This is a genomic window from uncultured Pelagibacterium sp., from assembly GCF_963972885.1.
In the GTDB taxonomy this organism is placed as follows: domain Bacteria; phylum Pseudomonadota; class Alphaproteobacteria; order Rhizobiales; family Devosiaceae; genus Pelagibacterium; species Pelagibacterium nitratireducens.
Genome location: NZ_CAXAXY010000091.1, coordinates 1 through 11842, shown reverse-complemented (window position 1 = coordinate 11842; position 11842 = coordinate 1). Strand labels below are relative to the sequence as shown.

Genomic DNA, 11842 nt, shown 5'->3' with positions numbered 1-11842 from the left:
CCGCCTCTTTCCCGAGAGCGGCGGTATCGTCGTCGGTGAACGCTACCGTGTCGATCTCGATTCCGTATCGACCGTCAATTTCGATTCGCGCCGCAAGGAGACCTGGGGCAAGGGCGGGAACGTACCCCTGGTCTGTTTCGATTGCGGCTTCGGCTCGACCCACGGGATCGCTTTTGCCGGCTCCGGCGGCTACAAGACGACATCCGTCGTGATCCCGACCGCGCTCAAGTTCAAGGGCTCGATGATCGTCCTCGACCCCTCGACCGAGATTGCTCCCATGGTGGCCGAACATCGCGAAGCGCATGGGCAGGACGTTCTGATCCTCGATCCAAGGAGACCCAACGTTGGGTTTAACGTGCTCGACTGGATCGGCAGGTTCGGCAATTCGCCCGAAGAAGACATTGCCTCGGTCGCGGCATGGCTCATGTCGGAAAAACCGCGTGTCACGTCCGGCTCCGATGACTTCTTCCGCATCTCCGCCGAACAGCTCATCACCGGCGTCATCGCCGATGTGATGTTGTCGGATCCTGGCGACACGGTGAGCGAACGATCGCTGCGCGTCGTTCGTGCTCGCCTGGCCGAGCCGGAAGAGACCTTGAAGGAAAAACTCGCCGAGCTTTACGAGCGATCGACGTCGCGCTTCGTCAAGGAGGTCATTGCCCCTTTCATTAACATGACGCCGCAGACCTTTTCAGGCGTTTACGCGACTGCCGCCAAGGAAACCCATTGGCTGTCTTATGACAGCTATGCCGCCATGGTGTCGGGCAACACTTTTTTGACCGACGACATCGCCAATGGCCGGATGACGGTGTTCATAAACGTCGACCTCTCGACCTTGGAAAACCATCCCGGCCTCGCGCGCGTCATCATCGGCGCATTCCTCAAAGCCGTTTACAACCGCAACGGTGACCTTAAGGAGCGCGCCCTCTTCCTTCTCGATGAGGCCGCCCGCCTGGGTTACATGCGCGTAGTCGAAACCGCCCGGGACGCTGGCCGCAAATACGGTATCACCCTCCTGATGCTGTTCCAGTCCCTCGGCCAGATGCGCGAGGCCTTCGGCGGCCGCGACGCGACCAGCAAGTGGTTCGAATCCGCATCCTGGGTATCATTCGCCGCGATCAACGATCCCGAAACCGCGAAATACATTTCCGACCGTTGCGGCCAGACCACCGTCGAGGTCAACCAAGTCAGCCGCACCTCGCGCGGCTCCGGATATTCGCGAACACGGTCAAAACAGCTCTCTCAGCGTCCGCTCATTCAGCCGCACGAAGTCATGCAGATGCGTTCCGACGAGCAAATTGTACTCACCAGCGGCAATCCACCTCTTCGGTGCGGTCGTGCGATATATTTCCGGCGGCCCGAACTCGCAGCACTCGTCGAGACAAACAGCTTTCAGGCGAGTGCATAAGCGGCGATGTCCTAAGCGCAAGCCGACTCGCCCCCGTTTACCACAAGCTCCGGCCTTCTCTTCGGCGCTATGTGGAGAGCGCGTTCAGGCCTCCGCTTCGCTCCGCCCCTCGCGGGGTGGAAAACCGGGGCGGTCCCGGACTCCTGTATGTGCCGCCAAATGGTGGCATGGCCGCTTGCCATTGTTCGTCGTTAGAACATTTGGCGCAATTTGGAGCGACGATGAGCGGAGTGTCGACCTTGTCTATAGGTTGATGTTACGCGGCGATTTTGCTGTGTTGCAAGGGCAGATACTGAATTGTTTGTCGTTTGGTCCTTTCGCGGATTTCGATGATGGTTTGTGGTCCGCTGAAATAGGCGTCTACCCGAGATCATCTTGGTCAGGCTTCTGTGGTATCACTGGTGGTTGTGGTGTTCGATAAAGGCTTTGATCTTGGCCTCTTGGTCACAGGGCAAGAAGTGTAGTTCTCGAGCAAGACGTGGTTGAGGGTTCTCGGTACCTTCGTGACGGTCCCTCCAACCATCAGCTTTTTGAATCACCGGGGCGCCATTGATTCAAGAAATTTGTTGGACCCAGCGGCCGAGCGAGGTGAAACTTCGGCCATGACGCATTCCGCTCACAGGTCCATTCATCTTCGGCGCATCGATCCGGCCCGGAACATGCGTCGCTTCTATAGCCTCACTGTCCAGCCCACCCTCTTTGGCGGAACCTCGATTGTGCGCGAGTGGGGCCGGATCGGATACCGCGGCCAGATGATGGTGGAGACCTTCGACGCGGCATCCGATGCCGACGTGGCGATGAGCCGTCTGGAACGCGTGAAGCGGAGGCGCGGATATCGCGACATGCTTGCCGATTGATCGAAACCGGTCAAACCCGAATAGGTCGAGGAGGTGGGGAAGGTCCCGCCCGATCGGCGAGACCTTCCATATCGCGATCAGTCCCGGTTCGGCCGGGACCAGATCAATTGCAGGCTCTCTTCGCCCTCCACCTCGATCAGGGTGGCGTAGATCGGGGCGGAGAAGCTCGGATCGTCCAGCTTGACCGAGAGGTAGTCGCGGCCCTCGCTAGAGGTCTTCTGCCAGGCAGCGCCCAACTCGACATTGGCGCCTGCCAAGATGCGGAAGTGCGGGCCCTTGTCGGAGGGGTTCTCGACGCGGACCAACTTGGCCTTGACGTTGAGGTTGAGGGTCTTGATAGCGCCGGTAAAGCCGTTGCTCGTGGAGGTGAAGGTGCCGATGGTAGCCATGTGTCTCATTCCTATGTTTGCCGGGCCGCGTCCATCGCGACCTCGATGACGGTCGACAGACCGGGGGCGATCGGCCTGCACCCCGCAAGGGGCTGGAACGAGAGTGGAAGACGGCCGGGAGGGACTTTCTTGTCCGCGAGGAATGGCGGTGCAGCCGCCAGGGGAAGAAAGTCGCGACGGTCGTTGCTGGGACAAGATCGAGAGCCCGCCAGAGCGGGATCGGTCTTCGGTCAGACCAGTCACATCGAGGACGCGGATGGGCGCGACTCTCGCGGAAACGGAATGATCATTGCCGGAACAGCGCGGCCGGACAACCCATTGCCAACGGCGCTCTAGCGAGGTGTGATCGAAATACAAATCGAGGTTCGACAGCGGTAACCAGGACGGGTGCAAAGGACGACCAGTCGCTTTCAACCCTGCGGCGGAGGTGCAGTCGCTTTCAGTCGACGGAACTTTAGCTTTCTATCTGCTGGGCTTTTGATTTCAATCGGTCGAAGAAAGTTGGCTCTCGAATGTATCCCAGATTCGCAAAAACCAGGATAGAGGGAGCGCTGTCCGACACCCTTGTGGTTCTCATCTCGGGACCGCGGCAGTCCGGCAAGGCGACTCTGGCCATGGACATAGCAGCTGACAAAACCCCATTTCTGACACTCGGTGACGCGACCGTCCTGCGGTCGGAGCGTGTAGCATCAGACCGCCCTCCCCAATTCTTCCGCCTGCGGCTGGAGGTCGTGGAGATAATTGACCGCGCGCTGCGCATGGGCCGCGGACTGGAAGATGGCCCGCTTGTCAGAGCCAAGAATATCGATCCAACTCTGGATATAGGCAGCGTGATCAAGCCTCGGCTCGAGCTCGGGAACAATGTCGAGGTCAGCGCAGAGCATGGCGGCTCCGAGCTCCACGAGCAATTCTTCGCGCGCGCGATCCGTAGCGTCCTTGTGGTAGCGGCTGAGATCCCTGTTCAGCCGGTGGGGAGCGGCTGTCCAATGCAGGGTTTCGTGCGCCCTGACGGCGACAAAAGAAGCCGCGTCTCGAAAGGATTCCGGTGACGGCAGCTGCACATGGTCGGACGAAGGCGCGTAATAGGCCTTGTCCCCGCCATAGCGAACGACCGCTCCGGTGTTGTCGAAGAAGCGGTCGGCATGCTCGATGCGCTGGACAGGATTGGCGACAGGGTCAGGCATCGCATAATACTGTGCGGGCAGACCCTCGATCTGGTCGGCACAAAAGACCGTATATGCCTTCAGAAACGGGATGCCGCGCTCGACTTCATCGCCCTGCGCGTCAACCTCGGTGCGCGTAAAGCGGTTGGCATAGACGACCGTCGTGCCCGTTTCGCCCTTGCGGATGTGACCGCCAAGCTCGACGGATTGCTTGAACGTCATCCAGATCGGCGACACGAAACCCCGGGCCACCGTTTCCGACCACAGCAGCAGTGTATTGATGCCCTGGTACGGCAGGCCGTTGTGGCGTAGCGGGCGCGTGGTGCGGCCCGTTCCATTGCCCACACTCCATGGCTTCACCCACGGGCGCACACCCTTATCCAGGTCCGCGACGATACGGTCGGTGATCTTCGCGTAAAGGTCGACGCGGGACTGCTTGTCTTTCCTGCTCATTTTCGTGAACCTCCATTCTGGAGGCCGCGCCGATCGCGGCCCCGTCATGGCGATCCTTCAGCCGGGGGATCAGGAGGCGGGCGCACCCGCTACGGGCCGGAACGTCAGTGAAGGACGGCGAAGCCGTTGCGCGCGACACCGGACCCGGCAGGAGCGTCGTCCAGGACGGGGGCGTGGAGCGGCAAAACCCACACACTGTCTCTCATCGGTTCGATACGCATTCGAGGCGCGGGCATGAGGGGGGCTTGGCGGGCGCCAGGGCGCTCCGCCCGGCGCGGCGTACCGCGGATGCGGGCCGCATCAAGGGCGAGGCCGGTTCAGTGAACCGAACGCGCACCGGCGAAAGGATCGTACTCAAAGAGCGGCGTGACTTCCCCGTCTTCAATCTCGTCGGCCGGTAGGACGCCGTATTCGTCGTGGGACTTGAAGAGGATGACGGTGGTCATCAGGGTGCGCGCGAGGCTCCAGGCGTGCTTCTGGGCGAGTTCGAGGTTGTGCGGCATCTGGGGGCTCCATCTTGGGAGCGGGCCAATCCCGCTCGATGGCTCCTCAAAAGGCAGGCACCCGGGCGCGCTCACCGCAACGGCGAAGCCGGTGCGGCCGCAGCTTGGCTAGCGGACCCTTTACGGGTTGATCGTGGTAGTTCCGGGAGAATGCCAGGACGCCATCACAAGAGAGCGGGATTGGCCCGCTCCCAAGATGGAGCCGAGTGACGTGCAGAATTGGTCGCGCAGGCTGGATCAGCATGACATTCTCCCGCCCAACCGGCGTTATCTCAGAATGTGAAGAGTCAAGCTTATCCGACGCCGGCGAGCGGTCAGATCAGTTTGACGGCCCGAATGTCGACGCTTCGCGCCGCCTGCTTGATGGCTACGGCAATCTCACGCAGAAATGCGGCTCTCACGGAACCGATCGGCTTGGTGGAAACGAAATTGTAGTCCTTGTCCATCTCGACGCGATTGTATTGGTCGAGAAATATCCAGCACGGCGCGGCAAAACCAATGAGCCGGCATTCGGTACGCTCAGGGCCAGCTAACCTGCAACAAGCTCTTTCGAGGTGAAGGGAAAGAGAAACACCACATCCGGACTGCCCGGCGGGGTTATGACGATGCAGACAGAGCGGGGCTACCGACCGCATTCCTCGCCCTTTTGCGCTTCGCGATGCCAGAGATAATGGAATCGGAGATGTGCCCTATTCAAACATCGGTCTTGTCAGGGTCGAGAATGGCGTCTATTCCCGCCATAAGCTCCTCATGAATATCGTCGGCTTCATGAAGCAAATAGGACTTCGTCGGGCTCGGCTCGCCGCGCATGCGGTGATGAATGCGGGCAGAGAGAACATATTGCTTTCCTTGCCGTGCTTGGTGAGCACGACCGGCTCGATCATCGCCGCCTCGAGGATTTCACCCGAGGAGCGGTTCATATCGGAAAAAGGCGTATTGCTTCATCACATGGCTCCAGCGCTTCACGTAAAATAGGTATTTTACGCTGTTTTGCCAAATCGAGACGTCGAAGCAACGAAGAAAGGGGCGGAGCCGGAACTCCGCCCCGGCCGCTCAATCCAGAGCCGCCATCTGCAGTTCGGCCGCCTTGCGATCGACGGTCTGCCCAGGATTGTCGACGTGGCGTTGGAACGGCTTCCAGGCTTCGCCGACGACCTCTTCATAGGCCGTCACGACACCTTCGGCCGCGCAGCGGAGCGCATGGGCCTGAATGCCCATATCGGCAGCGAACTCGCGCTTGCGTTGGGCATTGCTGTCGAACCCGACGGGACCGTCGAGATCATCGTCGCGGGCATCGCTGGCCGACTTCGCGGTCGCGTCTCGAGCTTCCGAGACCGCTCGGGAATAGAACTGGCCGGCGCCATGAGCGGAGCCGACATAAGAACCGACGATGCGCTGTAGGTGGATCTGCATGGCTCGTTCGCCGAGGCCTTCGCTCAGGGATTCGGCCGTGTCGACGATGATCTTGTGGTGGAGATCGCGGATACCGTCGCTGTCGACGACGGGACGGCCGAAGCTTTCGGAGATGAGAAAAGCTTGCGCGCTGTCGGGACAGGCGAGCCGGACCATTTCGAGGGAGGCGCCCTTGCGGAGTTGGACGACCTTGCCCGATTGACGAGAGGGACGAGCGTTGCTGGTCATGTGAGTTCCTTTCCTTCAAGATTGGACCGAAGGTTCGAGCCAGCCTCTGCCGGCCTCCCTTCGGGCGCGGGCAAAAGAGACCGGCGGAAAGACGGAGGGCTTCAGGGTCCGCGCGAACCGAGGCGAGCGAACCTGACTTGCGGGCCAGCAGGGCTTTCTGCCCTTGCGCAACCCGCGCGGGACAGGTTTGGCGAGAATGGTGCGTGCGGCCGCACCGCGGCGCGCCAGCGGCCTTGAAGGCTCCGCCCGCCGGTTTACGTCCGCGACAGAACCGAAGGGAGGCCGGCAGGAGCATCATTGCACCGGCACCCAATTTGAAAGAAAAGACCGTGGCCCCCCCGCAAACGCCCCTGCCGTCACTATGGAGGTTGCGAGTCCGCTATGGTGCTCGTTTCATCGACAGTGGTCTTCGCCCTCACGGCTGGGATCGCGCGCTCCTGCCGGGTAGCTTTCGGCTGAGCTCATCGATTTCACCGCTCCGCTCGAAGCCGAGCTAGTCGACATAGGCGGGAACATGGCGTCATCGGATCGGGTCCAGCGCGATCCCCCGCGCGGATGCGCTTTCGCCTTCGTCTTGGCGATCGTCGTCATGTGTTCCGCCCTGGCCGAAATCTGACGTTCGATCCGTTCGAGATGCGCCCTCGTCTGCCGGTGTGCCGCTTCCATCCGGCAGAGCAAGTTCGTTAGCGTGGCGGCCATGATGACGCGGCTCTTTTCGGCCCTACGGCGGACCATTGCGGAAACCGTGAGGTTCCGGGCCTATAATCGGACGGGATGGTGACCGCGGCCATGGACGCGGCCAAGCCTTCGCCGGCGACGGCCCGGTCGAGAATGCGGCCTGCAGCCGGCACGGGTTGCGCGGGGCGGTCGAGGTGTGCCTCGAGCGCCGCAACGATGTCTGCTCGCGGATTGGAGCCATTCGTATCGACAACGAGGTGGACGGCGACGAGGAAGGTGGTCACGAGCTTTGTCTCCCTTTTGGATTGATGAAGTCAGGCGCGCGGATCGAGATGAGAGCGGCGCATTTCCATGCGTCGGCGCCGGCGAGCCGATCGGGGTGGCGCCTGTGATGGATGACGAGGCGGGGATGGGTGCCCTCGAGCCGGAAGCTGGCTCGCCAGCCGAAAGCCATGGCGATGAGTTTCCAGGGGACGGACATCATCGCCCCCATCCAACAAAGCTCAACGGGCCTTCGGAGATTTCGTGCCGGACGGGATCGGCGAGGAAACCTATACGACCGATCTCGTATTCTGCGGACGGAACGAAGAACCGCCGTTTCTCAGCCTCTGGTCCGCGCCGGCCGCCGAGGGTTGCCACGACCTCGACATATCCGTCGCGCTGCTCCGACCTGATGGCGGAAATCACGATCCAGTCGCCGGCGTGCCGCGCGTGGAACGCGCGCCGGTCCTTCTCATGGGACTGGCCGGGCCAGCGCACGGTTCCAAAGATCGCTTCCCAGGCATCCGACCAGCTGTCTTTCACGGTCTGCTCGGCGCTCCGCCGCTCGAAGCTGGTGAACAAATGCCGAAAGGTGAGCGCGACGATCACCCATTCGGGCTCTTCCTCGTACCAGCCGCCCGGTCGGCGAAGCCGCCGGTCGACCTTCACATTGCGGTCGGCCGCGAGATGCAAGCCGCCATGGCGAGCAGTCGAATGGCAGACGACACCCTCGGCAAAGACCGTTGCACCCTGGGACGATCCCAATGAGATGTTCGCATGTGAGCGGATTTCGCGGCGTCCGAGGGCACGTTTTTCACCGGCGTGTCCGGCCGGTTCGAGCACCTTGGCGCGGAACGCCTCTTCGCCGGCGAGCGCTTCACCATGCCCATAGAATTCATTGCGAACGAGTACCGCCAGCGGCCGGCGCACGCGCCAGGTTGTGGCAAGAAAGTGCGTTTCGCCGTGGCCGGCCGGCATGGCGAAAGCGGTATCGCCGAGATGTGCAACGGGAAATCCTTCGGCGCTGGTGGCGAAATGTACCTCCGGCGGCGCCGTAGAATCTGGCTGCGTTTGTGGAAGGGTCATGCCGCCCTCCCCTCGCCGCGATCGGCGGCGATCTCATCGGCGGTCACTTCGTGCAGCACGGCGTTGGGATAGCCGTGGCGCGACAGCCATTCGTCGGCCGCCTGTTGGTTTTGGGCGACGTGAACCAGCTCGCCGGCATCACCGGGACGATCGAGCACGAGGATCGAGCCAACAGAGGGCCGCTCGGTGATTGAGAACGCGAGCGCGCTGTCGACCGAAAACGTCCTGAAAACCCGGAGCACGATGACGGCCTTGCTGCCGAAATCCCCCTCGTGAAGCGTGAAGCTGGCGGGGATGGTGGTCTCGCCGACGGCGCCACCGGCCTGTTTTTTTACCAGCCGGCCCGTGTTGTTGTGGCGCTCCCAGGCCCGAAGCTTTCGGCGGTGCCGTTCGGGTGGACGGGGCGTGCCGTCGGAATAGCGGATGATCGCACCGAGCGGTCCATTGTCGTAGATCAGTTGCCAGGACATGGGTGATGTCCTCCTGTTCGATGGATTGGAAACGAAAGCGCCGCCGGACGATGCGGCGGCGTGATGTGCGTTCGGAAGAAAAGGGCCGCTATTCGGCGGCTTCACGAAAACCCTCGGAGAAGGCGTCCGGGTCGGTGTGGCCCGTTTCCGGCTCGTCTACGGAGCCTTCGGTATCTCCGGCGTCTTCGTCCGCGGAGATCTCGTTGCGGGCCTTCCAGTCGGCGAGTTCGGCCGCCTCCGGCGCGAAAAGCGCGGAAGTGTGAACGAAGCGCTCTTGCCTGAAATGCTCGACGAGCGCGGCGCGGGTGTCGCGGACCTTGTTGCGCGGCAGGACCGATGTGTCCGCGCATGCCGCCTCCAGCGCCTGGCGGGACAGGCACTGGAGGAAGTCCTCGGTCCCCATATTGGGCAGGAAGCTGTCGGCTCCGACTAGAGCGCCGGCGATCCGCGAGACAATGCCGCTGTTCGACATGTTGCGGCGGCACGACAGTACCTCGATCAGCACCGAGCGGACAGCGATCCGGAGCGTCTCCATGTCGAAGCAAAGCTTGCCGGTCTCATCGACGAGCGATGCGGCGTGGGGAGCGATCTGGCTGCGCAACGAACCCGTGTTGCCCAATCCGGTATCGACGCGGACGTTCTGACCGGCAAAGGCGATGACGAGCAGCGCCATCAGCATGTCGTCCTCGATCGGTGCGCGGGCGAGCGCTTCGTGGAGCGCGTCGGTGCGAAAATCGCCGATCATGTCCTGACCCTTCTGGGTGACGTCTGGACGCTGCGTCGGCGCTAAGGCACCGCCCTCCTCGGCCTTGCCTTTTGCCGATTTTCCTTTCGTCGGTTGGGGTTCAGGCATGCGGTAGACGACGGACTGCACCTTGCCGTCGCGGTCGAGATAAATCGCTGTGCAGTCCGACTTCTTCGGCTTGCCATAGACGCGCTCGGCCTTCTTGGGCAGCTCGGGATCGTTCCAGCCGTTAAGTTCGGTGATGATGCCGTTCTTGGGGAGGTTGTTGCTCATCCACTCCTGCTGGGCGCCGAGAAAAGCCTCGACATCGGTCGTGTAACGGCTGTCCTCGTCGGCGGGCGCGAAGAGATCCTCGACCCAGGCAATGCCGTACGCCTGCGCCAGTTCATCATCGAAACTGGCGTCGCGGGCACACATGCGCGTCTTCGAAAGGCCATTCGCGACCGACCACCAGGAGGTGGTTGCATGTCTCTGGGGCTTGTGCGCCTTCCAGACTTGCCTCTGCTCGTCGATCGAGGCGGCAGCGATTGTCCTGAGCTGCCGCTCGTCCGGCATGTCGCCCTTGGCCATTTGGTCGAGCATGGCGGGAAGCACATTGGCGAGAAGCCGGAGTTTCCTGATCTGGCGCACCGAAAGCGCAAGTGCCGAAGCGATCCCTTCTTCCGTCCAGCCGAGCGCAACCAGCCGCTCGATGGCGCGCCATTGATCGACCGGGTTGAGCGGCTCACGGGCGATGTTTTCGACCATAGAGCGCATGGCGCCGCCATCGTCGGTCGCATCGGTCACGATGACCTCGATCTCTTCGATCTCGGCGGCGATCGCCTGCTTCGTGCGCCGATGACCAGCCTGGATGACAAAACCGTTGCCGCCATCGCCTTCAGGAGAAACGACAGGCGGCTGGATGATGCCGACGGCCTTGATCGTCGCCAGCATCAGCGCGTCGGACTGGGGGTTGGATTTCGAGCGGCGGGCGTCGTCGGGATTGTCCTTCAGCGCGCGCGGATCGATCTTGATGATATACATGGGAAGCTCCTTGTTCGCGATTGTGGATCCGGCGCCGCGCCGGCTCCCTTTTTCGTCTTCTTCTCGAAAACATCCCCGGGACCGCGGAGCGGGCGGGCCGGTGCAACTGCGGCCAAGCATCCCTGCCCGGCCGGACAAGCGGGGCTTTCAGCCCTGCGAAGGACGACGGGCCGGGACTGCCGAGGTCCGCGGTTGAGCGAAAGCGTCACCGGGCCCACCCGATCTGCGACCGGTCCCCTTCCCCCTTTCTTCTTCAGGCCGCCTCCCCGACTGTCTTCCCCACCCCCAAGACCTCATTCGCCAGGTCGGCCTCGATCGTCTCAAGCTGCCGTCGTTTTTCGGCTAGCTCGTCGTCGAAACCGAATTCCCCGCCCTGGCGCGACTGGTATGAGGCGAGACGGCGCTTCGCGTCATCGAGGCGGAAACGGTATTGCGACCGTTCTTCCTCGAAGCCGGCAAGCACATGCTCGATGCGCGACACCGCGCCGAGCGGTGTGACGGTCAACGCCAGATCGATTTCGGTTTCCGCGGCGTTCCGCTCGAGTGCGACGTCATATTGGAAGTCGTCCTGGCCGAAGCGCTGGCCAGAAAAGACCAGATCGAAACCACCAATTGTCGCGATGGTCGTCTCGTCCTCTAGCCTCAAATGCACGAGGGTCATGACTTCCTTCAACAACGCGCGGCCTGCGAGCTTGCGATCGGTGAAGGATTGTCCGCCAACGGTCATGGCGAAGGCGTCGCCCGCTGTCAGAACCCTGCGCGCGATGTCCTTGCCGATGTCAGCGATCCGCCGCGTGTCATATTCAATGTCGCGCTCGGCGTTGCGGATCTGCCGGCGGACGGCGAAGAGATCGTCGCGATGCGCGGCGCGCAATCGCTCAAGCCGAGCAATGTCAGCTTCCAGGCCCGCCTTCTGCATCAGGCGCTGATCGCCCGACGCGATCGCCTTAGCCATGGCGAACTGGTTGGCTTGCCCCTCGCCGAGGTCTTCCAGCTGGCGCACGGACGTGTCGCCGGACAGCGCGGCGGCGATGAATCGGGCCTTGCGCTCGTTGTTCTGCCACATCTGCGCGTCCATCGAGCCTTCCGTGGCGTAGGCGAAGATGTCGGTCTCGTCATGCTGATTGCCCTGCCGCTCGATGCGGCCCTCGCGCTGCTCGATCTG

12 protein-coding genes and 1 pseudogene are annotated in these 11842 nt (G+C 62.3%); 3 read left to right on the top strand and 10 right to left on the bottom strand.

Translation table 11 applies throughout. The features are described 5' to 3' along the window. The coding region (gene traG / locus AACZ55_RS13080) for a Ti-type conjugative transfer system protein TraG (RefSeq protein ID WP_339646743.1) at window positions 1–1408 on the top strand (1408 nt) is incomplete at its 5' end. 602 nt (window positions 1409–2010) lie between these two features. After that, window positions 2011–2265 (top strand): WGR domain-containing protein, encoded by a 255-nt coding sequence (locus AACZ55_RS13075; protein WP_338611030.1) that lies wholly within the window; start codon window positions 2011–2013, stop codon window positions 2263–2265. Between the two features lie 77 nt (window positions 2266–2342). On the opposite strand, the gene AACZ55_RS13070 is transcribed toward AACZ55_RS13075, so the two are convergent. The 3 genes from AACZ55_RS13070 to AACZ55_RS13060 all read right to left on the bottom strand — a co-directional run bounded on the left by AACZ55_RS13070 (window position 2343) and on the right by AACZ55_RS13060 (window position 4773). After that, entirely contained in the window at window positions 2343–2654 is a 312-nt protein-coding gene (locus AACZ55_RS13070) for a DUF736 domain-containing protein (RefSeq protein ID WP_338611032.1), read from the bottom strand. 689 nt (window positions 2655–3343) lie between these two features. Beyond that, a complete protein-coding gene (locus AACZ55_RS13065) occupies window positions 3344–4270 on the bottom strand; it encodes an ArdC family protein (RefSeq protein WP_338611033.1) in 927 nt (308 codons plus the stop codon). Between the two features lie 317 nt (window positions 4271–4587). Then, the gene (locus AACZ55_RS13060; RefSeq protein ID WP_338611034.1) at window positions 4588–4773 is read right to left on the bottom strand and encodes a hypothetical protein; all 186 of its coding nucleotides are present in this window, start codon (window positions 4771–4773) and stop codon (window positions 4588–4590) included. A gap of 242 nt (window positions 4774–5015) precedes the next feature. On the opposite strand from AACZ55_RS13060, the gene AACZ55_RS13055 reads away from it, so the two are divergent. Continuing rightward, a complete protein-coding gene (locus AACZ55_RS13055; RefSeq protein WP_338611035.1) occupies window positions 5016–5306 on the top strand; it encodes a hypothetical protein in 291 nt (96 codons plus the stop codon). Between the two features lie 520 nt (window positions 5307–5826). On the opposite strand, the gene AACZ55_RS13050 is transcribed toward AACZ55_RS13055, so the two are convergent. From AACZ55_RS13050 to AACZ55_RS13020, 7 genes and pseudogenes are all read right to left on the bottom strand, one after another. After that, entirely contained in the window at window positions 5827–6414 is a 588-nt protein-coding gene (locus tag AACZ55_RS13050; protein ID WP_338611039.1) for a hypothetical protein, read from the bottom strand. 683 nt (window positions 6415–7097) lie between these two features. Further along, a complete protein-coding gene (locus AACZ55_RS13045; protein WP_339646739.1) occupies window positions 7098–7376 on the bottom strand; it encodes a hypothetical protein in 279 nt (92 codons plus the stop codon). After that, a complete protein-coding gene (locus AACZ55_RS13040; RefSeq protein ID WP_338611044.1) occupies window positions 7373–7576 on the bottom strand; it encodes a hypothetical protein in 204 nt (67 codons plus the stop codon). The genes AACZ55_RS13045 and AACZ55_RS13040 overlap by 4 nt, the downstream gene beginning before the upstream one ends. Further along, window positions 7573–8439: a hypothetical protein gene (locus tag AACZ55_RS13035; RefSeq protein WP_338611046.1), complete on the bottom strand. Its 867-nt coding sequence runs from the start codon at window positions 8437–8439 to the stop codon at window positions 7573–7575. Before AACZ55_RS13035 ends, AACZ55_RS13040 begins: the two co-directional genes overlap by 4 nt. Beyond that, window positions 8436–8909 carry a hypothetical protein gene (locus tag AACZ55_RS13030; protein ID WP_338611048.1) on the bottom strand — a complete coding sequence of 158 codons (474 nt, stop codon included), beginning with the start codon at window positions 8907–8909 and terminating at the stop codon, window positions 8436–8438. Before AACZ55_RS13030 ends, AACZ55_RS13035 begins: the two co-directional genes overlap by 4 nt. Window positions 8910–8997: 88 nt before the next feature. After that, window positions 8998–10677, bottom strand: coding sequence for a ParB/RepB/Spo0J family partition protein (locus AACZ55_RS13025; protein ID WP_338610839.1), 1680 nt, complete (start codon window positions 10675–10677; stop codon window positions 8998–9000). 253 nt (window positions 10678–10930) lie between these two features. Next, window positions 10931–11842 (bottom strand): annotated as a pseudogene (locus tag AACZ55_RS13020) (lactate dehydrogenase); the annotation flags it as partial.